This window comes from Pseudomonas sp. KH_021, from assembly GCF_057838865.1.
The window spans coordinates 1620755-1642135 of record NZ_CM174477.1 but is presented as its reverse complement, the minus strand read 5'-3'; the positions used below and the strand labels follow the sequence as shown (position 1 = coordinate 1642135).

At 58.2% G+C, this 21381-nt stretch carries 24 protein-coding genes and 6 tRNA genes; 17 read left to right on the top strand and 13 right to left on the bottom strand.

The genetic code is table 11. The annotated features are described in order from the left end of the window. Positions 1-169: 169 nt before the first annotated feature. The 3 genes from flgM to AC3IX4_RS07755 all read left to right on the top strand — a co-directional run bounded on the left by flgM (position 170) and on the right by AC3IX4_RS07755 (position 1828). Entirely contained in the window at positions 170-481 is a 312-nt protein-coding gene (gene flgM, locus AC3IX4_RS07765; protein ID WP_489259983.1) for a flagellar biosynthesis anti-sigma factor FlgM, read from the top strand. 47 nt (positions 482-528) lie between these two features. Beyond that, positions 529-996, top strand: a complete 468-nt coding sequence (locus AC3IX4_RS07760) for a flagella synthesis protein FlgN (protein ID WP_489259982.1) — start codon at positions 529-531, stop codon at positions 994-996. A gap of 79 nt (positions 997-1075) precedes the next feature. Further along, entirely contained in the window at positions 1076-1828 is a 753-nt protein-coding gene (locus AC3IX4_RS07755; RefSeq protein ID WP_489259981.1) for a flagellar brake protein, read from the top strand. A gap of 430 nt (positions 1829-2258) precedes the next feature. Here AC3IX4_RS07755 and AC3IX4_RS07750 read toward each other — a convergent pair whose 3' ends face one another. Both AC3IX4_RS07750 and bkdR read right to left on the bottom strand, forming a co-directional pair. Next, on the bottom strand, positions 2259-3605 hold the full coding sequence (locus AC3IX4_RS07750; RefSeq protein WP_489259980.1) for an MFS transporter: 1347 nt from the start codon (positions 3603-3605) through the stop codon (positions 2259-2261). A gap of 367 nt (positions 3606-3972) precedes the next feature. Then, positions 3973-4455, bottom strand: coding sequence for a Bkd operon transcriptional regulator BkdR (bkdR, locus tag AC3IX4_RS07745; RefSeq protein WP_489259979.1), 483 nt, complete (start codon positions 4453-4455; stop codon positions 3973-3975). Positions 4456-4690: 235 nt separating this feature from the next. Between bkdR and AC3IX4_RS07740 the strand changes: the two genes are divergently transcribed. From AC3IX4_RS07740 to lpdA, 4 genes are read left to right on the top strand one after another with little or no spacing between them, the layout of a single operon-like run. Then, a complete protein-coding gene (locus AC3IX4_RS07740; RefSeq protein WP_489259978.1) occupies positions 4691-5923 on the top strand; it encodes a 3-methyl-2-oxobutanoate dehydrogenase (2-methylpropanoyl-transferring) subunit alpha in 1233 nt (410 codons plus the stop codon). A 1-nt stretch (position 5924) separates the two neighbouring features. Next, positions 5925-6983: an alpha-ketoacid dehydrogenase subunit beta gene (locus AC3IX4_RS07735; RefSeq protein WP_489259977.1), complete on the top strand. Its 1059-nt coding sequence runs from the start codon at positions 5925-5927 to the stop codon at positions 6981-6983. Further along, on the top strand, positions 6984-8246 hold the full coding sequence (locus AC3IX4_RS07730) for a dihydrolipoamide acetyltransferase family protein (RefSeq protein WP_489259976.1): 1263 nt from the start codon (positions 6984-6986) through the stop codon (positions 8244-8246). Between the two features lie 2 nt (positions 8247-8248). Continuing rightward, the gene (gene lpdA, locus AC3IX4_RS07725; protein ID WP_489259975.1) at positions 8249-9637 is read left to right on the top strand and encodes a dihydrolipoyl dehydrogenase; all 1389 of its coding nucleotides are present in this window, start codon (positions 8249-8251) and stop codon (positions 9635-9637) included. Between the two features lie 589 nt (positions 9638-10226). Here lpdA and AC3IX4_RS07720 read toward each other — a convergent pair. Next, positions 10227-10550 carry a hypothetical protein gene (locus AC3IX4_RS07720; RefSeq protein ID WP_489259974.1) on the bottom strand — a complete coding sequence of 108 codons (324 nt, stop codon included), beginning with the start codon at positions 10548-10550 and terminating at the stop codon, positions 10227-10229. 340 nt (positions 10551-10890) lie between these two features. On the opposite strand from AC3IX4_RS07720, the gene AC3IX4_RS07715 reads away from it, so the two are divergent. From AC3IX4_RS07715 to AC3IX4_RS07685, 7 genes are all read left to right on the top strand, one after another. Continuing rightward, positions 10891-12162, top strand: coding sequence for a colicin E3/pyocin S6 family cytotoxin (locus AC3IX4_RS07715; protein WP_489259973.1), 1272 nt, complete (start codon positions 10891-10893; stop codon positions 12160-12162). Positions 12163-12175: 13 nt separating this feature from the next. Continuing rightward, a complete protein-coding gene (locus tag AC3IX4_RS07710; protein ID WP_489259972.1) occupies positions 12176-12418 on the top strand; it encodes a pyocin S6 family toxin immunity protein in 243 nt (80 codons plus the stop codon). 774 nt (positions 12419-13192) lie between these two features. Further along, positions 13193-13666 carry an S-type pyocin domain-containing protein gene (locus tag AC3IX4_RS07705; protein WP_489259971.1) on the top strand — a complete coding sequence of 158 codons (474 nt, stop codon included), beginning with the start codon at positions 13193-13195 and terminating at the stop codon, positions 13664-13666. After that, on the top strand, positions 13606-13989 hold the full coding sequence (gene tnpA, locus AC3IX4_RS07700) for an IS66-like element accessory protein TnpA (RefSeq protein WP_489261243.1): 384 nt from the start codon (positions 13606-13608) through the stop codon (positions 13987-13989). Before AC3IX4_RS07705 ends, tnpA begins: the two co-directional genes overlap by 61 nt. Then, positions 13986-14330 (top strand): IS66 family insertion sequence element accessory protein TnpB, encoded by a 345-nt coding sequence (gene tnpB / locus AC3IX4_RS07695; RefSeq protein WP_029571618.1) that lies wholly within the window; start codon positions 13986-13988, stop codon positions 14328-14330. The genes tnpA and tnpB overlap by 4 nt, the downstream gene beginning before the upstream one ends. Before the next feature lie 35 nt (positions 14331-14365). Beyond that, on the top strand, positions 14366-14803 hold the full coding sequence (locus AC3IX4_RS07690) for a transposase domain-containing protein (RefSeq protein WP_489259970.1): 438 nt from the start codon (positions 14366-14368) through the stop codon (positions 14801-14803). 3 nt (positions 14804-14806) lie between these two features. Beyond that, complete coding sequence (locus AC3IX4_RS07685; RefSeq protein WP_489259969.1) at positions 14807-15385, top strand: plasmid pRiA4b ORF-3 family protein; 579 nt, start codon at positions 14807-14809, stop codon at positions 15383-15385. Positions 15386-15650: 265 nt separating this feature from the next. On the opposite strand, the gene AC3IX4_RS07680 is transcribed toward AC3IX4_RS07685, so the two are convergent. The 3 genes from AC3IX4_RS07680 to AC3IX4_RS07670 all read right to left on the bottom strand — a co-directional run bounded on the left by AC3IX4_RS07680 (position 15651) and on the right by AC3IX4_RS07670 (position 16749). After that, complete coding sequence (locus AC3IX4_RS07680) at positions 15651-16073, bottom strand: type II toxin-antitoxin system YafO family toxin (RefSeq protein ID WP_489259968.1); 423 nt, start codon at positions 16071-16073, stop codon at positions 15651-15653. Positions 16074-16079: 6 nt separating this feature from the next. Next, positions 16080-16235 (bottom strand): hypothetical protein, encoded by a 156-nt coding sequence (locus AC3IX4_RS07675; protein ID WP_489259967.1) that lies wholly within the window; start codon positions 16233-16235, stop codon positions 16080-16082. Between the two features lie 437 nt (positions 16236-16672). Beyond that, positions 16673-16749 (bottom strand) — tRNA-Arg (locus tag AC3IX4_RS07670). 345 nt (positions 16750-17094) lie between these two features. Between AC3IX4_RS07670 and AC3IX4_RS07665 the strand changes: the two genes are divergently transcribed. After that, positions 17095-17325: a hypothetical protein gene (locus AC3IX4_RS07665; protein ID WP_489259966.1), complete on the top strand. Its 231-nt coding sequence runs from the start codon at positions 17095-17097 to the stop codon at positions 17323-17325. A 45-nt stretch (positions 17326-17370) separates the two neighbouring features. Here AC3IX4_RS07665 and phnN read toward each other — a convergent pair whose 3' ends face one another. After that, complete coding sequence (gene phnN / locus AC3IX4_RS07660) at positions 17371-17943, bottom strand: phosphonate metabolism protein/1,5-bisphosphokinase (PRPP-forming) PhnN (RefSeq protein ID WP_489259965.1); 573 nt, start codon at positions 17941-17943, stop codon at positions 17371-17373. A gap of 380 nt (positions 17944-18323) precedes the next feature. On the opposite strand from phnN, the gene AC3IX4_RS07655 reads away from it, so the two are divergent. Further along, positions 18324-18650 (top strand): Arc family DNA-binding protein, encoded by a 327-nt coding sequence (locus AC3IX4_RS07655; protein ID WP_053124387.1) that lies wholly within the window; start codon positions 18324-18326, stop codon positions 18648-18650. 196 nt (positions 18651-18846) lie between these two features. On the opposite strand, the gene AC3IX4_RS07650 is transcribed toward AC3IX4_RS07655, so the two are convergent. The 5 genes from AC3IX4_RS07650 to AC3IX4_RS07630 form a co-directional block, all read right to left on the bottom strand. Further along, positions 18847-18922 (bottom strand) — tRNA-Gly (locus tag AC3IX4_RS07650). Between the two features lie 108 nt (positions 18923-19030). Continuing rightward, positions 19031-19106, bottom strand: a tRNA-Gly gene (locus tag AC3IX4_RS07645). 5 nt (positions 19107-19111) lie between these two features. Then, positions 19112-19187: transfer RNA gene (locus AC3IX4_RS07640), tRNA-Glu, on the bottom strand. Between the two features lie 105 nt (positions 19188-19292). After that, positions 19293-19368 (bottom strand) — tRNA-Gly (locus AC3IX4_RS07635). 2 nt (positions 19369-19370) lie between these two features. After that, a tRNA-Glu gene (locus tag AC3IX4_RS07630) sits at positions 19371-19446 on the bottom strand. 285 nt (positions 19447-19731) lie between these two features. Between AC3IX4_RS07630 and AC3IX4_RS07625 the strand changes: the two genes are divergently transcribed. Next, complete coding sequence (locus AC3IX4_RS07625) at positions 19732-20499, top strand: hypothetical protein (RefSeq protein ID WP_489259964.1); 768 nt, start codon at positions 19732-19734, stop codon at positions 20497-20499. Between the two features lie 310 nt (positions 20500-20809). Here AC3IX4_RS07625 and AC3IX4_RS07620 read toward each other — a convergent pair whose 3' ends face one another. Further along, positions 20810-21292 carry a GAF domain-containing protein gene (locus AC3IX4_RS07620; RefSeq protein ID WP_489259963.1) on the bottom strand — a complete coding sequence of 161 codons (483 nt, stop codon included), beginning with the start codon at positions 21290-21292 and terminating at the stop codon, positions 20810-20812. Positions 21293-21381 lie beyond the last annotated feature (89 nt).

Here is a 21381-nt window from a genome sequence, read left to right as displayed (position 1 = left end):
TAAATGGCCATGTAATTAATACTTATTGAAAGTAGCCGTTAGGAACCGCTTTTCCTAAACTGTGTCCTACAAGGGTCGGCCTTGAAGCGCATGATTGAAATGCGCCTAAAGTTTTCCCGGAAACGGTCGAAAATAAGGCAAGCGTCCAGAATCCAGAGGTTGTTCAATCATGGTCATCGACTTCAGTCGTGTGAATTCCCCGCCCTCGGTGGCGACCGGCAATCGTGCCGGCGCCACCCAGGAAACCACCAGCAACGAGCCATCGGCACCTGCCACTTCCACTACTGTGCAGAGCGGCGAAGCCGTACACCTGAGCCCAGAGGCCCAGCAATTGCAAAAGGTCACCGATTCACTGCGCGACCAACCGGTGGTCGACAAGTCTCGCGTGGAGGCCCTCAAACAGGCCATCGCCGACGGCAGCTATCAGGTCGACAGCAAGCGCGTCGCCAGCAAGCTGCTCAACTTCGAAGCGCAGCGCTGACCCGACGCCCGCATTGATTCCAGGACGCTTGAGACCCAGAGCCCGCCATGCACGACACCACTTTGCTGCACTTGATCGAAGAAGACCTTGCTCCAGCGCAACAGTTGCTTGAGTTGCTGCAAGCTGAGTCGGTGGCCCTGCACGGCCGGGACATGCCCTTGCTGGAAAATATCCTGGCGCGCAAGCAGTCGTTGATCGTACTGCTCGACCAGCATGGCCGGCGACGCAGCGAGCTGCTGGCCGGCGCCAACCTGAGCCCTGATCACAAGGGCCTTGAGGCATTGGCCGCCACTTCTCCCCAAGGCAAGCTGCTACGCGAACGCGGCGATATGCTCTCCAAACTGTTGGCCGACTGCCAGGCCGTGAACGAGCGCAATGGCCGCTCGATCCAGTTGCAGCAGGCTTCCACCGCCAATCAATTGCGCATCCTGATGGGCGGTGAATCCCCTTCGCTGTACGACGCCCGAGGCTCAACCTCGCTGCTCGCCAAGCCTCGGGCGCTCAGTCAGGCTTGACTCACTTTATGAAGGCGTCGAACATGATGGCAAAATAATGCCTCGCGTGTAGTCGTTTTTGCCTGGAGATTGATTAACCGTGTTCAATGCCTCACACGCGGATGATGCGCCGCAGCCTCCCAAGGTTCTCACTACCCCCCTTGAAATCGCCGCCAACTTGCGCGCGCTGCAAGAAGCCAATGATCCGCTGGTGATCACCTTCCATGAGCGCAGCCAGCGCTTTCAGAGTTTCCTGGTAGAAGTGGATCGCGAGAGCGGTTGTATTGCACTGGACGAAATGATCCCGCGTACCGGTGAAAAATTCCTTCAAAACGGCGAGCCGTTTCGTATCGAAGGCTTCCACGACGGCGTGCGAATTGCCTGGGATTGCAACGCACCACTGAGCATCGACGAGTCCACCGACAGCCGCTGCTATCGCGGCCCGATGCCTGAAGAGGTGGTGTATCACCAGCGTCGCAATGCTTTTCGCGCCGCACTCAAGCTGTCGCAACTGGTGGACGTGGCCCTGGATGGCGGCAAGCTCAAGGGCAAGGGCGCCATCAAAGGTAAATTGCTGGATCTTTCCGCCACGGGTTGCAAGCTGCGTTTTGAAGGCGATATCAGCGAGCGCCTGCAATTGGGCCAGGTCTATGAAAAATTTACCGCTCACCTGCCCTTCGGCAGGATCGATACCCCGGTGGAGTTGCGCTACCTGCACTATGAGGAGCGGCTTGACACCACCTTCACCGGCATGCGCTTCCACAACATGAGTGGCCTGGTACAGCGCAACGTCGAACGCTTTGTCTACCAGCTCCAGCGTGAAGCCCGCCGCTTCGACCAAGACGACTACTGATAGCCCTATCGCCTGTAGGAGCCGGCTTTAGCCGCGATGAATGCACCGCGGCTTGCCTGGCTTATTGCGGTGCAGCCATCGCAGCCAAGGCTGGCTCCTACATGCTTCTGTAGGAGCAGGTTTACCTGCGATGAAGGCGCCGCGGTTTGCCTGATGCACCGCGGTGTGGCCATCGCAGCCAAGCAGGCTGTGTGAAAACTCCGACAAAAGTCGACCCACTCAAAAAACGACCTCCTGTAATCGCGTACACGCGACGATCGACTAGTCGGGAGGGGGTCAAGTACCCCCTAAATCAACCAAATTTTGAGTTTTCACACAGCCTGCAAGGCTGGCTCCTACATGCTTCTGTAGGAGCAAGGTTTACCTGCGATGAAGGCGCCGCGGTTTGCCTGATGCACCGCGGTGTGGCCATCGCAGCCAAGGCTGGCTCCTACCCTGGGGAGTTGGCTGCCGGGCCTTCTTTAGCCACTTCCTCATCCGCTGTTTCGCCGGCAGGGCCTGGCTCTTCTGGCTCCTCAGGCGCTGTGTGCATTTGGTCATGCACCACCTGCTCGTCCACCCGCGGGTCCAACGCCGCCGCCAAGGGCGAGCCAACGGCCGGCATGGCCACGTGATGCAGCGGCGCATCGTCGACCTGGTGCAAGTTGGTAACGGCTTTAGGCCTAATTCGCCACACCAGCACCAGCGCGAAAAAGCTGAAGAACGCATAGAGCATCTGGCTGCCAAAAAACTTCATGACCACGCCCGCTACCAGCGGCCCAATGCTTGCTCCCACGCCATAGGTCACCAACAGCATGGCCGTCAGCGAAACCCGCCGCTCACTTTCTACGTGGTCATTGGAAAAAGCCACCGCCAAGGGATACAGGCAGAACTGCAACAACGACACGATAAAGCCTGCAACGAACAGCACCTCAATCGGTGCCTGGGGCAAAATGGCCAGCGGTAATGCAGTGATGGCAAGGCCCGCAGCTGCAGTGCGGATCAGCACAGCCCGGTCGTAACGGTCGGACAGCCACCCCAACGGCCACTGCACCAACAGCCCTGCAAAAATGCAGAAACCCATGAACAGACCCACCTGCTCGGTGCTCAACCCCTGATTAGAGGCGTACAACGGCGCGAGGCCGTAGAACGAACCGACGATCAAGCCTGCGCCGAGTACCGTACTGAGCGACTGCGGCACCCGCTGTATAAAGAAGCGTGGCTCCATCGGCGCCGGGTGCAAGGCAGCCGGGTGGATACGCTGGGTCAATGCCACCGGCACCAGGCACAGGGCGAAACAGGCAGCTACCAGCATCAGCAATTCAAGGCCCAATTCTGGATGGGCCACCAGAATCAGTTGCCCCAATACCAACCCCGAGTAGGACGAAATCATATAGCCACTGAACACCGCACCCCGCTGCTTGGCATCAGCCTGCTCGTTGAGCCAGCTTTCGATCACCATGTACTGGCACATCATCCCAAGGCCCACGATCACCCGCAGAATCAGCCAGGCCGGCAACCAATCGGTCAGACCGTGCCCAAGCACCGCCGCGCCGACGATCCCGGCACACGCCGCATAGGCACGGATATGCCCCACCCGGGCAATCAGGCGGTGGCCAATCTTGCCCCCCAGGGCCAGGCCGAAATAGTTGGCGGCCATCAAGGCACCGACCCACAGGCCATCGACCTGGTCGGCGGCGAGGCGCAACGCGAGGTAAGTACTCAACAGGCCCGAGCCGATCAACATCATCAGCGCAGCGAAGTAAAGCGCTCGAAAAGACTTCCAGATCGTTCGCATCAGCGTCCCGTGCAGCTCCATGAATGGGTGAAAACTGTGGTTAAGAATATGTGATATTGCTGACGCCGCTTAGGCGCCGACCAAAAAAACCGTTGCTCGTAATACTCTCGCCAATGTGCTTTGTGTCAGACGTTCCAAAGCGACATGCAAGATACACAGCAACGACAATTCCACCGGCTTTCTGTAGGAGCACAGCTTGCTGGCGATGCAGACGCCGCGGTGTATCTGATGTCTGGCGGCGAGACCATCGCCGGCAAGCCGCGCTCCTACCTGCGCGTGCTCCGCCGTCCGAGGTAGGAGCCAGGCTTGCCTGCGAGACGTCAGGCCTGACACAACGCGGTGGCTTCATCGCCGGCAAGCCGCGCTCCTACCTTAGGGTTAGGCCGTTGGCCGGCAATGGTAGCGCCGTCTTGTAGCGCACCTGCTTGAGCGCAAAGCTTGAGCGAATGTTGGCCACCCCCGGCAAGCGGGTCAGGTAATCGAGAAACCGCTCCAGCGCCTGAATACTGGGCAGCAATACCCGCAACAGATAATCAGGGTCGCCCGTCATCAGGTAGCACTCCATCACTTCAGGGCGCTCGGCGATTTCTTCCTCGAAACGATGCAGCGATTGCTCCACCTGCTTCTCCAGGCTCACGTGAATAAACACATTCACATCCAACCCCAACACCTCCGGCGCCAGCAGCGTCACTTGCTGGCGGATCACCCCCAGCTCTTCCATCGCCTTGACGCGGTTGAAGCACGGTGTGGGCGACAAGTTGACCGAGCGGGCCAGCTCGGCGTTGGTGATGCGGGCGTTTTCCTGAAGGCTGTTGAGAATGCCGATGTCAGTTCTATCCAGTTTGCGCATAAGAAAGTTTCACCTCATTACCGAGCCGAAAAAGAATATTTATCTCCAACTCACCCCGAAGGCAACGAACTTGAGAGAAATATTCTCTGGGGCCGGGAATATGATGAGCCATGGCTATTTCCAATGACTGGCAACTGAGCAGGGCCCCGGCCCCTGAGCCAGACTTGTAGCCAATGCTTCACCGCTCAAACGCGCCCAACAAAAACACATGACAAGAGCGAGCGTAGAGACAGCAATGAACGACTATGAACCCCTGCGTCTGCATGTTCCCGAGCCCACCGGCCGCCCCGGTTGCAAGACCGACTTTTCCTATCTGCACCTGAGCGATGCGGGCCAGGTTGGCAAACCACCGATCGACGTTGACCCCGCCAGTACCGCCGACCTTGCCCACAGCCTGATCCGCGTTCTGGATGAGCACGGCAACGCGCTGGGCCCTTGGGCCGAAGACATTCCAGTCGAGCTCCTGCACAAGGGCATGCGTGCCATGATCAAGACCCGGCTATTCGACAGCCGCATGGTCACCGCTCAGCGCCAGAAGAAAATGTCTTTCTATATGCAAAGCCTGGGCGAAGAAGCCATCGGCAGCGCCCAGGCGCTTGCGCTGAATGTCACCGACATGTGCTTCCCCACCTACCGCCAGCAAAGCATCCTGATGGCCCGCGACGTGTCGCTGTTTGACATGATCTGCCAACTGCTGTCCAACGAGCGAGACCCGCTCAAGGGTCGCCAGTTGCCAATCATGTATTCGGTCAAGGAGTCGGGTTTCTTCACCATTTCCGGCAACCTGGCTACCCAGTTCGTACAGGCCGTCGGCTGGGCCATGGCCTCGGCCATCAAGGGCGATACCAAGATCGCCTCAGCCTGGATCGGTGATGGCGCTACGGCAGAATCCGACTTTCACACCGCCCTGACCTTCGCCCACGTCTACCGCGCGCCGGTGATTCTCAACGTGGTCAACAACCAGTGGGCCATCTCTACCTTCCAGGCCATCGCCGGTGGCGAAGCCAGTACCTTCGCCGGCCGTGGCGTGGGCTGCGGCATTGCCTCCCTGCGGGTTGATGGCAACGACTTCATGGCGGTCTATGCGGCGTCCCGCTGGGCGGCAGAACGGGCCCGGCGCAACCTGGGCCCAACCTTGATCGAATGGGTGACCTACCGCGCAGGCCCGCACTCAACCTCGGACGATCCGTCCAAATACCGACCCGCCGACGACTGGAGCCACTTCCCACTGGGTGACCCGATCGCACGCCTCAAGCAGCACCTGATTGCCATCGGCCAATGGTCGGAGGAAGAACACCAGGCAGTAACGGCGGAGCTGGATGCCCAGATCGTCGCCGCGCAAAAAGAAGCCGAACGCTACGGCACCCTCGCCGGCGGGCAGATTCCCAGCGCTGCGACCATGTTCGAGGATGTCTACAAAGAAATGCCCGACCACTTGCGGCGCCAGCGCCAGGAGCTAGGGATCTGACATGAACGATCACAACCACAAAATCCAGGTGGAAAACGCTATGGCAACCACCACCATGACCATGATCCAGGCCCTGCGCTCGGCCATGGACATCATGCTCGAACGCGACGATAACGTCGTGATCTACGGCCAGGACGTCGGCTACTTTGGCGGCGTGTTCCGCTGTACCGAAGGCTTGCAGGCCAAGTACGGCAAGTCGCGGGTGTTCGACGCACCCATCTCCGAAAGCGGCATCGTCGGCACCGCCGTCGGCATGGGTGCCTATGGCTTGCGCCCGGTGGTGGAAATCCAGTTTGCCGACTACGTCTACCCCGCCACCGACCAGATCGTCTCGGAAGCGGCGCGCCTGCGCTATCGCTCGGCCGGTGACTTCACCGCCCCGATGACCATGCGCATGCCCTGCGGCGGCGGTATTTATGGCGGCCAGACCCACAGCCAGAGCATCGAGGCTGTCTTTACCCAGGTCTGCGGCCTGCGCACCGTCATGCCTTCCAACCCCTATGACGCCAAAGGCCTGTTGATCGCCAGCATCGAGAACGATGACCCGGTGATTTTCCTGGAACCCAAGCGCCTCTATAACGGCCCGTTTGACGGCCATCATGACCGCCCGGTAACGCCGTGGTCCAAGCATCCGGCCAGCGCCGTGCCGGACGGCTACTACACCGTGCCGCTGGACAGCGCCGCCATCACCCGGCCCGGCAACGCCGTGACGGTGCTGACTTACGGCACCACCGTCTATGTCTCCCAGGTCGCCGCCGAAGAGACCGGCATCGACGCAGAGGTCATCGACTTGCGCAGCCTCTGGCCGCTGGACCTTGAGACCATCGTCGCTTCGGTGAAGAAGACTGGCCGCTGCGTGGTGGTTCACGAAGCCACCCGCACCTGCGGTTTCGGCGCCGAGCTGGTGTCGCTGGTGCAGGAGCATTGCTTCCATTACCTCGAAGCGCCAATTGAGCGTGTAACCGGTTGGGACACCCCCTACCCGCATGCCCAGGAGTGGGCGTATTTCCCAGGGCCGTCCCGCGTGGGCGCGGCGTTGAAACGGGTCATGGAGGTTTAAATGGGTACGCACGTCATCAAGATGCCGGACATTGGCGAAGGCATCGCAGAAGTTGAGTTGTCGGTCTGGCACGTCAAGGTCGGCGACATGGTCGTTGAAGATCAAGTGCTGGCCGATGTGATGACCGACAAGGCAATGGTCGACATCCCCTCGCCCGTTCACGGCAAAGTCATTTCCCTGGGCGGGGAGCCAGGCGAAGTCATGGCCGTCGGCAGCATCCTGATCAGCATTGAAGTCGAAGGCGACGGCAACCATCAGCAAGACACGCCCAAAGCCGCTCCCGTGGCTGCGCCCGCGGCCCCCGCCCAAGCGCAGACACCTGCGCCGGCCCCGCAGACCTGCGCCACCCCGACACGCCAACCCACAGCGCCTGTCCCACGTGACGCCCATGAGCGGCCATTGGCCTCGCCCGCCGTGCGCAAACGCGCCCTGGATGCCGGTATCGAGTTGCGTTATGTACATGGCAGCGGCCCGGCCGGGCGCATCTTGCATGAAGACCTCGATGCCTTCCTGCAACAACCGACGTCGACCAGCAGCACGCCGGTGGCCGCCTATGGCAAACGCACCGACGAGCAGCAGATCCCGGTCATCGGCCTGCGCCGCAAGATCGCCCAGCGCATGCAGGACGCCAAGCGGCGTGTCGCGCATTTCAGTTATGTCGAAGAAATCGACGTCACGGCGCTGGAAGAACTGCGCGTGCACCTCAACGACAAATGGGGCGAAAGTCGTGGTCGGCTGACCCTGCTGCCACTGCTGGTGCGGGCGATGGTCGTGGCCCTGCGTGACTTCCCGCAGATCAACGCCCGCTACGACGACGAAGGCCAGGTGATCACCCGCCACGGCGCCGTGCATGTGGGCATTGCCACCCAGAGCGAAGACGGCCTGAAGGTGCCCGTACTGCGCCATGCCGAAGCCGGCAGCCTGTGGAGCAACGCCGCTGAAATCAGCCGCCTGGCCACGGCAGCGCGCACCAACAAGGCCAGCCGCGATGAGCTGTCCGGTTCGACCATCACCCTGACCAGCCTGGGCGCCTTGGGCGGCATCGCCAGCACTCCGGTGGTCAACACCCCGGAAGTCGCGATTATCGGCGTCAACCGGATTGTCGAGCGGCCAGTGGTCATCAAGGGCCAGATCGTGATTCGCAAGATGATGAACCTCTCCAGCTCCTTTGATCACCGAGTGGTGGACGGCATGGACGCAGCACTCTTTATCCAGGCCATACGCGGCCTGCTCGAACAACCCGCCACCCTGTTTGTGGAGTGACCATGCAGACTCTGAGCACCACTTTGCTGATCATCGGCGGCGGCCCCGGTGGCTACGTCGCGGCCATTCGCGCCAGGCAATTGGGTATTCCCACCGTGCTGGTCGAGGGTCAGGCCCTGGGCGGCACGTGCCTGAACATCGGCTGCATCCCGTCCAAAGCGTTGATCCACGTGGCCGAACAGTTTCACCAGACCCAGCACCACAGCCAGCATTCGAACCTGGGCATCAAGGTCTCGGCACCGAGCCTGGACATCACCCAAAGCGTCAGCTGGAAAGACGGCATCGTTGATCGCCTGACCACGGGCGTGGCCACGCTGCTGAAAAAGAACGACGTCAAAGTCATTCACGGCTGGGCAAAGATCGTCGACGGCAAGATGGTTGAAGTCGAGAGCGCGGGCGTGCGCATTCAATGCGAACACCTGTTGCTGGCCACCGGCTCCGAGAGCGTCCCTTTGCCGATGCTGCCGCTGGGTGGCCCGATCATTTCCTCCACCGAAGCGCTCGCGCCCACTTCGCTGCCCAAGCATTTGGTGGTGGTCGGTGCCGGCTACATCGGCCTGGAGTTGGGCATTGCCTATCGCAAGCTGGGCGTGGCCGTCAGCGTGGTGGAAGCGCGTGATCGCATCCTGCCGACCTATGACGCCGAATTGACCCAACCGGTGGCCGACTCGCTCAAATCGCTGGGGATCAAGCTGTACCTTGCCCATAGCGTGGAGGGCTACGACGCCGCCAGTGGGCGATTGAGCGCCAGGACGGCGAACGGCGAGTCGATCGAACTTGATACCGACCGTGTTTTGGTGGCTGTCGGCCGCCGTCCGCGCACCCGAGGCTTTAACCTGGAAGGCCTTGAACTGGGCATGAACGGCTCGGCGGTGGCGATCGATGATCGTTGCCAGACCAGCATGCGCAACGTCTGGGCGATTGGGGATGTCGCGGGCGAACCGATGTTGGCGCACCGGGCCATGGCCCAGGGCGAAATGGTCGCCGAACTGATTGCTGGCAAACACCGGCAATTCAACCCCATGGCAATTGCCGCAGTCTGCTTTACCGACCCGGAAGTGGTGGTGGCGGGCAAGACACCGCAAATGGCACAGGAAGAAGGCCTGGACTGCCTGGTCGCACAGTTCCCCTTTGCCGCCAATGGCCGGGCCATGACGCTGGAATCGAAAAGCGGTTTCGTGCGCGTGGTGGCGCGACGGGACAACCACCTGATCGTCGGCTGGCAAGCGGTGGGCGTGGGCGTATCGGAGTTGTCGACCGCCTTTGCCCAGTCGCTGGAAATGGGTGCTTGCCTTGAAGATGTGGCCGGCACCATCCATGCTCACCCGACCCTGGGTGAAGCCGTGCAGGAAGCGGCGCTACGAGCGCTGGGGCACGCTTTGCATATCTAGGTAGGAGCCGGCTTTAGCCGCGACGAACACGCCGCGGTTTGTCTGATGCACCGCAGTGTGGCCATCGCAGCCAAGGCTGGCTCCTACCTCGACGGCGGCGCGGCATGTTGTAGGAGCCGGCTTTAGCCGCGATGAACACGCCGCGGTTTGTCTGATGCACCGCAGTGTGGCCATCGCAGCCAAGGCTGGCTCCTACCTCGACGGCGGCGCGGCATGTTGTAGGAGCCGGCTTTAGCCGCGATGAACACGCCGCGGTTTGTCTGATGCACCGCAGTGTGGCCATCGCAGCCAAGCAGGCTGTGTGAAAACTCCGACAAAAGTCGACCCACTCAAAAAACGACCTCCTGTAATCGCGTACACGCGACGATCGACTAGTCGGGAGGGGGTCAAGTACCCCCTAAATCAACCAAATTTTGAGTTTTCACACAGCCTGCAAGGCTGGCTCCTACCTCGACGGCGGCGCGGCATGTTGTAGGAGCCGGCTTTAGCCGCGATGAACACGCCGCGGTTTGTCTGATACATCGCGGTGTGGCCATCGCAAGCAAGCTTGCTCCTACCCAAGGAGCGACCCCCAGCCGCGTCACCCGACTCAGGGGTAAGTGAGGGTCAGCCGGACCAGCCGACCGGGTTCGTCCAGCGCTATGAACCACTGCGATTCGGTCAGCGCCAGGGTCGGATAGATCAAATTGCTGCCCACCTGAGTGGGAGTGATGCTCGGCACAGAAGCACACTCGCTGAGCGAGACCTGCACGCCCTGCCCTATCCCCGCCCAACTGACGCGCTCGATGCCTACCTCACAAGGACGCTCAGTGATTGCCCCCTCAAATCGAATCACTTCGGCGTGCCCCGACGTCGCGACCCATGACACGGTGAAACCTACCGCCAGACACGCCAACCGAATACTTGCATTCATGGTGCAGTCCTCAGGTGTTCGTAACTCGGAAGAAACAAGAGTGTTGTTCAAGACAGCGGCGGGCGATGGCATTACTAGAGGAGGAACAAGGGACTGGGCGCGTCAGAAAAATCCGAACTACATATCTATTTGTTGAAAGCCTTTTTGCGGTGGCCTCTCAAGCTAACGCGATCATGCCCCAACGCCTCGACGCAATCACTTGACTCGACCTTGTGCTGTGCCGATTTCCAGCGTTAATAACCTGATGCCAATTTTGACAAACGCCGCAACACTCCGTTTGTTGCTGGGTCGAATGCCCCTCTCCACAGTAGCCCGGCAGAATTAACGGGGGGGAATTCGTATGCGCTTGATCAAGCGTGGTGAAAGCATGTTCCAAGCGACAGAAAGTCCAGAGGTTGCTGCCCGTTTGGTGAGCGAGGCTCTGCGCTACGGTCGCCACACGATATCTGGACATACACAATGGGGAAGCCATCCTTTTATCAGAACCGACAGCGACATTATTGCGGCTGTTCGCAAGGGTGAATTGCTCTTGGTAAGAGAGCAAACCATCAGCACAGGTGGCAGCTTCATGGCTAATCCAGCGCCAGCGCCGGAGCCAGTCTATATCCCCACCAAAGAGCCATGGCCGCCGCCCAAACCTCGCAACGACCAAGTGTTTGCCAAATCCTGCGTGTCGGAAAACTGGTGCAGCACCCAGCCCGGTACCGCCACGGTCCCCGCCTCAGACTTTGGCAAGGTCATGTTGGTCGCGCCGATGCTTGTCCCCTCGTCAATCGAAGCGCTGGGACTCGCGGTAGGTTTCGACGCGGTGCTAGGACGCATCGCCGGTAGCGGCATCCTGCAACAGGGTTTCCGATGGGCACTGCGCGGCAATCCTGCGGGGGTGTTCATTGCAGGAATGCTCCCGACCCAGATGGGCGATGGAACGCTCTACAACGACGATGATCTGCGCCAGGTGAGCCGCGCTCCGACTCGTGTCCGCTTTCAGTTTCGCCGTGATGCCGAAGGCGTGATGCAGGTCTATGGGATTCATACCGGCCCGTCTGGCGACGATTCCGTACGCACGGTACAGGTCAAATGGAGTGCCACCAAAACAGTGCTCGAAGCGGATTTGAACGGCATCACCATTTTATGGACACCTAGAGGACCGCTGGCCATCCCGTACATGGTCCATCCTGAGCAGCGCAATAGCGACCCCGTCATTCTGGTTCATCCCATATCGGAGAATTCAGACACCGAGATCGAGGGCTACCCGGCTGGCGAGGATATTGAGACCGACGATTGCATTCTGGTCTTTCCAGCGAATAGCGGTCTGAAGTCGCTATACCTGGTGTTTTCTCGACCTATTGGCGGCGATCATCGTTACCACCCTGCGCCTAATGGACTGACTGCCTTTCCGGACGCTCGACGAGCAAAGCAAAAGTCGTCAGTCCAAGGAGGTGGGGGCAAGCGAAGGCGTTGGATTGATAGCTCTGGAAGGATTTATGAATGGGATACCCAGCACGGAGCCGTTGAAATGTACGATAGGCAGGGTAAGCACCTCGGGGAATTCGATCCTGAAACAGGCGAGCAAACCAAGCCAGCCAAACCCGGTAGGACAACGCCGAAATAAAGTAGGAGCCGCTATGTTTTTATGTATTGAAGGTTTTTTTCCTGATGGTCACGAAAACGAATTTGTGCAGTTTGAGCTAGAAGTTGCGTCTGAATTTAACCAAGCCGTGCTTGATCTCATCGGCTGGAAATCACTTGAAGACGGCGTGAAACATCAAGTCGTTGACTTGACGATGGGGCAAGTTATGCAAATTGAAAGCGTGCTAGGCCAATCATTCCCTAGGAATCTCGATATCTGTATCTCTGTTCTGAGTTAAGCGCCGGATGCCCCCTGCTCACCCGGCGCTTCAAACGCGAAAGTAGGCGCCATCCGCTGCCACAGTTTGAAGCCGAGGCAGTTGGGTGGCTACATGCGGGAAAATCCCGTTTATAGAGTCTGGACGGCGGGAGCGGAGCTTTGTCTGCGCGCCTTCCGGGGCGGTGTAGTTCTCCGATTTGAAATCGGAGAAATGCGCTCTCTGGGGTTTTGGCATTTGAAATCGCGAAACCTGTGCGTGGTCAGCAGACAACCTTCCGTTTCAAACCTCGGTTGGTTCGTGCTCACCTTCGCGTACTTTCTGACTCACGCTCAATCGGATGTGCAGTTGCTACCACGGAATGTGGAGCCGACTATTTTGCCTTCGACGATTTCAAAAGTAGTTGCACAATCTATGCTCATGATCGGTAAGCGTCCAGCCCAGCCACCTGTAATTCCCTTCCTCCACTCGCCACGCTGTGCCCCCCCAACAAAGGAGCACATAATGAAACCACCCGCCACACTCGCTGCCCGGCGCACATTCTGGGCTGAACATGTCCAAGTATGGCGCAACAGCGGGCTCCTGCAAGTCGCCTATTGCGAGCAGAAAAATCCGAGCGAAATATCTATTTGTTGAAAGCCTTCCTGCGGCGGCCTCTGGCCCGCACCGCTCATTTTGTCTCAAGTTAACCCGATCATGCCCCAACACCTCGACGTAATCGATGTCGCGACCTTGTGCTGTGCCGGTTTCCAGCGGTAATAACCTGACGCCAATTCGGACAAACGCAGCAAGGGGATGACCACCGAACCCGCTTCGAACTTCGGTAATGTAATGGTGGCGGGCGCAATGCTCTTTCCGTGGGCCAGTACCCCAGTCGCAACGGCGCTTGGTGCCGATCTCGCGTTAGGGCGCGTGGCAGGTGGTGGCATTAGCAGCGCCCGCCTCAACACCATCCTCGTGCACCCGATCCCGGAAAATACCGATAGCCAGCTCGAAGGCCTTCCCGGTGAGGACATCACAACCGACGACTGCATTCTGGTATTTCCAGCCGACACCGGCCTTAAGTCGCTGTACCTGGTGTTTGCTCGACCTATTGGCGGTGGTGATATTAAGTATCACAAGCCACCCTTGGGACTACCTGCATTTCCAGATGCCTTTCCCGTTAAATCCAAAAGCGACGTTCAAGGTGGTGGGGGTAAGCGCAGCCGCTGGAAGGACCAAAAGGGCCGGATACTACTGCCCCCGGTCGCCGTCCCAACTTCCCGCTGACGTTCAAACGCCAAGTCGTCGAGGCCACCCTCCAGCCCTGTGCCTCCGTGTCGTTGATCGCTCGCGAGCATGACGTCAATGCCAACCTGGTGTTTCGCTGGCGGCACCAGTATCAGGAAGGGGCGTTCGGCCCAGTTAACCAGAGTGCAACGTTTTTGCCTGTCCAGGTGATCGAGGCGCCGACGGATTTATCGCAAACTGTTCAGCCACAGCTTGAGTCTCGTTCCGAGATCGTGGTCGAGATGGGAAAAGCCAAGCTGCGCATCACTGGCACGCCAGATCCACAGACGGTGCAACTCATCTTGCAGCAGTTACTGCGATGATTGCTCCTCCCGCAGGAACCCGTATCTGGATCGCCGCTGGTGTCACGGACATGCGCCGTGGCTTCGATGGGTTGGCGGCGTTGGTGCAGACTCAACTTGAAGCCGATCCTTTCTCGGGTCAGATCTTTGCTTTTCGCGGACGGCGCGGTGACCGGATCAAGCTGTTGTGGTGGGATGGCGACGGGTTGTGCCTGTTTTGCAAACGGTTGGAACAAGGACGCTTTGTCTGGCCGCAAGCGACCAGCGGCAGCGTGTCGCTGACGACTGCGCAGTTGTCGATGCTGTTGGAGGGCATTGATTGGCGCAGGCCGATTCGCACCGCGCCTGTCCTCGCGGTCTGACTTGCAACGCTGAAAAACGTCGGTAACATTCGGGCATGACTTCCGTGACCGACTCCCTGCCGAATTATCTTCAAGCCTTGAAGGCTCTGGTCGCTGTCCAGCGTGCAGAGATTGAGCGCTTGAAGATGATGATCGCCAAGCTGCGTCGCACGCAGTTCGGTCGTAGCTCCGAGCAACTGGAAGCGATGATCGACCAGCTCCAGTTGAGTCTCGAAGAACTCAATGCCGCCGAACGCGCGTTGCGCGCCGTAGCATTGGGTCGCAATTACCTGTTTGCTGGTTCCGATGCCGGCGGAGAACGAGCGGCTGCGATTGACAGCCTGGTCGGTTCGGCCAAGCTCAACGACCTGAACCCGCAAGCCTATTTGACACACGTACTGGAGCGCATCGCCGAGCACCCGATCAATCGGGTTGACGAACTGCTGCCCTGGAACGTTTCTCTCACACTCACGGAACACTGCGAGGTTGCCTGATCCATGGTCAAAACTGTTCGTTTGCCAAAACCCGAGCCAGACCTGTTGTTACTGCACATTGAATTGAAGTGGATCGAACCTGCGATCTGGCGCCGTGTGGCGGTGCCCGAAAACATCACCTTGGGCAAATTGCACACGGTGATCCAGATCGCAATGGGCTGGGACGATGACCATATGCATGAGTTTGAAATAGCCGGTGAAAATTACGGCATTCCCGACTCCGATGGGTGGGGGCCACCCGTGAACCCGGAAGCCCGCAAGACCCTGATTAAAGCGTTGAACGGGAAAAAGACGTTTCGCTACGTCTATGACTTTGGCGACGGCTGGGATCACCGGATCAAAGTCGGAAAGAAATTGCCCGCTGGGGCCTCCCCTCAGGTGCCGTATTGCTTCGACGGTGCCAATGCTTGCCCGCCGGAAGACGTAGGTGGTGGGCCGGGTTATGCCGAATTCCTTGAAGCGATGGCAGACCCCAACCACCCAGAGCATGAAGACATGTTGGAGTGGCATGGTAGTACCTTCGATCCAACGGTTTTTGAATGGGAGCGCGTCAACCAGTGGTTAAAGGAGATTAAGGTCTGAGATGCAAGGTGGTGTAGCTCGGACGGTTACGGAACGATTGCTGAAGCCATCACCTCTGCATTACCAACAGACTGCTAACCCCGGCATTCAAGGCATCGAAACCTGGCGTGATGCAGCTTCAAGGCTGTTCGACTACGACGCAGCGCTTGAGCAGTGTAATGCTGACAAACTCGCTATGTAGGCTTGGGCCGAAGCGCCACGTCCATCCGTCGTAGGTGGTGTTGGCAACAACTGAAACCGGCTTTGCCGAATGTAGCCTGTGGGGTTATTCGTTTTCGTCTGGGTCGGTGTAGACGAGCTGCCCCTTGATCCAAGGGGCAACGATATCGTGGTGTAGGTCTCGCAGGTAAGATCCCCACTGCTCCCTGCTATGCGCGTCCGGACCAAGGATAGTGAGCAGTAGATACTCGTCTCGCAGCGGGTCGTGCGCATAGATCAGCCAAAAATATTCTTCCGGATGATTTGGATCTGTCGTTCGCCTGAACTGCATTTTTGCTGCGCGCCACCGCGCCTGCACAGCCTCTGAGGCGGCAAGGTGGATGTGATACATGTCATCGAGGTCAAGATCCTCATCCCGACCGAAAATGTCAGGGAGGTCGCCGCAGAGCTTGTAATCGTGGACTTCGACAAAAAAGTCGTACCAGCCTTGAGACTCTTTGAAGAGGTTAGATACCTTTACTGCTGACAAAGAATCTCACTTAGAGACCGGAAGCTTTCCGTTCTCGACGTAGTAGCGCAAGGCAGACTCACCACCTCGTGCAGCGATGCGCACGTCCTCGAAAGTGAGTTGCTTGTCGGTCTTCTTGCGCTTAGCAACGACCTTTTTGGGGGCTGCGGCTTGAACGATCATATCCGCCTCCTTTAGCGGTTTTCTTTAGACACATCTTAGGTGATGCCTCATTTTTGATCAACGTACCCATCTGCGACGCTTGGTCGGGCCATAGTATGCGCGGCTGTGGCATCTTCGATCGTGACTACCTCATCATTCATCATCAACAGGGCCTTGGAGCCAACCTCGGGCGACGTAATCGTTGCGCGTATTAGCGCCGATTTCACATTTCCATCGTGATCTCGCAAGCCGGCCAAAAAATTGCGTGCAGCATGAGCCTGATGCACGTGCGCAACAAGAGCGGAGTGGAATTGACACCCACCTTTCCGTCATTGAAGACAACCCCAAGACCGGGGATCGATATTGAACAGAAAAGGAAGTAGCGACTACAGTAGTTACTAGATTTGACCATTGATGCAGGCCACTACCAGTAAAATCGCTGAAAGCCTTGATTTATATGGTGTCCCAGGGCAGGTTCGAACTGCCAACCTTCCCCTTAGGAGGGGGATGCTCTATCCAATTGAGCTACTGAGACATTTCGGGCCGCGCGACGAGCGTGCGCGGCATTGGACGGCGAGCATGTTACCCAGCATGCCAGGGTTTGTCATGTCATCCGCGGGCTTTTTAAGTGTAACGCTGTTTGCCACATCCCCCAGCGACCGCTAAACAGCGCTCAGACGTCTATCTCCAGCCTTTGCCCAAGATCATGCATTTTGCAATGTCATAAAATAGCCATCATGCAGATTGCAAGGAGCCAGTCTGGACAAAACAATATAACCACTTGATTTGATAGGATTTTTATAGCAAATCCGGTTGGCATGAGGCCTGCTGTAAAAAGTTCATGAATAACAGCTGTCCGTCATCAATGCGGAGAAGTCTCATGAACAGCGCCCTCTACCTGCTCAATGCCATTGCCCTCGTTGCTCTGGTTTCATTTCATTTCCATACTGAAACCTCTGACCCTGCTGCACGCATCTATGTTCCCGCCACGTCGATGAAGCCGCAATTCGCGGTCATGCATGCCACCCCGACGCAGCGTCCGCTGCAGGCCGCCGAGATTTTTCCAGCGCAGTTGACGAACCCAGGCCAAACCCAGCGATTCGTTTTTTAAAGGAACCGAAGGCTGCTCGGTCGCAAGATTCACCTTGACCCGACGCTACGCTGAGTCGGCCTCGATTCGGTCAATCAAGCCCAGCAGGCGCTGTACCGCATCTCCAAGCGTCGTGGAGTTGTCCAGTCGAGTGATCGACACTCCATTGACAGGGGTCAGCTCACCTTCAAACTGGACGTTACGTGCCAGGCGTCGCTCGATTTCTTCCAGGCTTTCACGCCCCCGCCGGATCAAACGTTGACGCAACACTTCACTGTTCACGCAAACCAATACAGGCTGCAGCCCCGGGTAGCGTCGCAGCGCCTCTTCAAGGTATCCGCGCGAGCCATTGACCAACACGTCGTCACCGCACGCCAGCCAATCGTTGATGTGCTCGGGAATACCGTAGCTCAGGCCGTTGGCTTGCCAATGCATGGCAAAGGCGCCCGCCTGGCGCAATTGTTCAAATCTCTGGGGCGTGACGCCGATAGCGTCCTCCCCCACCGCCTCGGCGGAACGCGTAATGACCCTCTGCACAACGCGTACATGACAGCGTTGCAAGGCAGGCCGAGCCGCGTCGATCAGGCTGTCCTTTCCAGAGCCCGAGGGGCCCATCAGGTAGATAATTGTGCCTGCCATCGGTAATGGCACCTCGCTACTTGCGGCGGGCTTGTGAACCACTATGCTGAATCTCCAGGGTAGCTCGTGCGTGAACGTGCAGGTAAAAAGCACTCCTACGTGCCCGGGCTCCTCTCGACTCAGCCTAGCGACTTTATTCGCTCGACGGGGTGAAGGAAACTTTTCAAACCAGTCCGCATTTCCGATAATCAGTACTGGCCAGTCGCCTTTATTCGGTTCAAGATTTGTCACAGAATTGACGCCAAGGAACCGGCGACATTGAGGCATCATGCACGCCCCTTTCACAATTCAGGTTGAACATTTAGCTGCATGGGTGGTCGTAACCACATCCTGCGGCCAATTTCGAGAACCGCTTCCCCTGAACCAAACCGGTCAATTATATGCGCCCAATGAAACAGGCTATCTACTCCAGCCGTACGGCTGACAAATTCGTCGTGCGCCTACCCGATGGAATGCGTGAGCGCATTGCAGAGGTCGCTCGCAACCATCACCGCAGCATGAACTCCGAGATTATTGCCCGTCTCGAACAGAGCCTCATTCAGGAAGGTGCCTTGGGTGAAGAGCTGAGCATGCGCCTGGACAGCCCAGAGCTGTCTCTGCACGAACGCGAGCTACTGCAACGCTTCCGTCAATTGTCGCACCGTCAGCAGAACGCCCTGGTCTCGCTGATCGCCCACGACGCGGAAATGGCTGCCGACGCCACCTGATTACACCTCGGCAATGTAGGAGCCGGGTTGCCGGAATGCCGGACCACCACGATGAAGACGCTGCGGTTTGCCTGATACACCGCGGCGCGCCCATCGCAGTGGTCCGGCATTCCGGCAAGTCGGAGCGCCGAACCGCTGGCTCCTACAGCAAAAAAAAACTCAAAAAAAAAGCGACCCGAAGGTCGCTTTTCTTATTTGGAGCGGGAAACGAGACTCGAACTCGCGACCCCGACCTTGGCAAGGTCGTGCTCTACCAACTGAGCTATTCCCGCAAAACTTGGTATCCCCGAAGGGTATCCAGCGCTAGCGCTAGAACGAAAAAAGAGGCCTACGGCCTCTCTTTCCAACGATTTACAGCAGCCAAGCTGTAAATCTAAATTTGGAGCGGGAAACGAGACTCGAACTCGCGACCCCGACCTTGGCAAGGTCGTGCTCTACCAACTGAGCTATTCCCGCAAAAATGGCGTCCCCTAGGGGACTCGAACCCCTGTTACCGCCGTGAAAGGGCGGTGTCCTAGGCCACTAGACGAAGGGGACGCTGCCCAAAACATGCAACGCATGTTTCAGTGACCAAAGCCTGACCTTTCGATCAAACCCTGGATTTCCTACACAGCCCCACCCGAAAGCAGAACCGTTTGAAATTGGAGCGGGAAACGAGACTCGAACTCGCGACCCCGACCTTGGCAAGGTCGTGCTCTACCAACTGAGCTATTCCCGCATTGGCGTCCCCTAGGGGACTCGAACCCCTGTTACCGCCGTGAAAGGGCGGTGTCCTAGGCCACTAGACGAAGGGGACAAACTACAACATTCACTCCCTGCCGCGTTTCGCTGTGTGCTTTCCGCTGCAAGTGGCGCGCATTCTAGGGGTGCATTGAGAAGTCGTCAACCCCCTGATGTAAATTTATTTAAATCAAAGACTTCCCATCGTTTTACTGCCCCACCGTACAGCGTGGCATGGCTTAATCAGCAAGTGAAAGCTAATGGCCATTACCGAGCGCACGGAGACTGCCAACCCCCTCTACCCGCTCAATTACGAAGCCACTACACTTTAAATGGAAACCTACCTGATGAGGCCTCAACGGTGACCCCACTCATGATCACCCTGTTTATAGTAGCCGGCATCGCGATCCTGATCGCCATCGGCTACCTGAACAATGCGGTGGAAAACAACAAGCTGGAAAAGGCCCGCCTCAAGATCGAACTGACCGAGCGCCTGCGGCGCTGTGGTGCAATCACCGAAACCTTTCCAAGGCAGTTCATGTCGCCCGCGCTCAAACTACTGCTGGCACGCCTGGAACTGAACCTGACCCAGCGCCTGCTGGCGACCGACAAGAACAATAGCGGCTTGAAGACTCGCATCACCGAGCTTGAGTATGAGATCGGCCAGGGCGAAAAGATCATCATCAACAACCCTAAGGCCCCCATCCTCACCGAAGCCAAGGCCAAGGATGTGCGGCTGTTGCTTGAAGGGTTGCACAATCAAGTGACCCGCGCAGCGCAGGAAGGCTTTCTGCCCGCCACCGAGGCCAAAAAGTGGGTCAAGGAGATCCGCCATATCCTGGTACTGCTGCATGTGGAGTTCTTTAATAGCCTGGGGCAAATCGCCTTTACCCAAAACCAGCCCGGGCAAGCCCGGTTGGCCTTGGAGCGCGGCGTGCAGTATTTGCGCAAGCAGCAGGACCCGCAGTTGTATACAGAACAGCTCAAGGCTATGAAAAAGCATCTGGGTCGAGCCAACGCCATGGTATTGAATGAAATCGAGCCGGCCGAGGATGACGTCAACGAGCTGACTGAAGGCCTGAAGACGGCTGAGGAAGAGAACTGGAAGAAGAAGGCGATCTACGACTGAGACTATAGATGTGGGAGCTTGATGGCGTCAGGCCTGATACTTCGCGGTGACCCTATCGCCGCATAGGTATCTACACATCTTTTGGCGTACTGCTACGAATGTAGCCGCTGACGAGGTACGAGGCTGCGATCGGCAGCGAAGCGGCCGTAAAACCTGAGACCATAATCCATCAGGCACACCGAAGGGCCTGAATTTACGACGGCTTCGCCGCCGATCGCAGCCTCGTACCTCGGCAGCGGCTACAAGAGCCGCGCTGCCCCAGAGTTGTGTAGATACCTATGCCTATCGCCGCCAAGCCGGGCTCCTACAATCAGCAGTCTGAAGCTTGCAGGAAAATCTGCGCCAAGCGCTCCAGCCCTTGCTGATCCTGCTCACTGAAGCGCGAAAGCTTCGGGCTGTCCAGGTCCAGCACTCCAATCAATCGCCCGTCCTTGATCAATGGGATCACCACCTCACTGTTCGACGCACTGTCACAGGCGATATGGCCGGCAAATGCATGCACATCCTCCACTCGCTGGGTTTGCCGAGTGGCCGCCGCAGTACCGCATACACCGCGCCCGAAAGGAATCCGCACACAGGCGATTTGCCCCTGGAACGGGCCGAGCACCAACTCTTCATTGCGATTCAGATAGAAGCCGGCCCAGTTCAGGTCGTCGATCTGGCTATAAAGGAAAGCGCTGAACTGCGCAGCGTTAGCAATGAAGTCTCGTTCATCAGCCAGCAGCGACTCCAGTTGTGCCGCCAGCAGGGCATAGCCATTCAGGCCGTTACCGGCCGCATTCAGATCAATCATGGTTGTTGTTCCAACTATTTAAGGCCATCCAGCAACGGGCGAATTGATAGACGCCCGCCTGCCACTGTATGTTTCAACACCGCCAATAC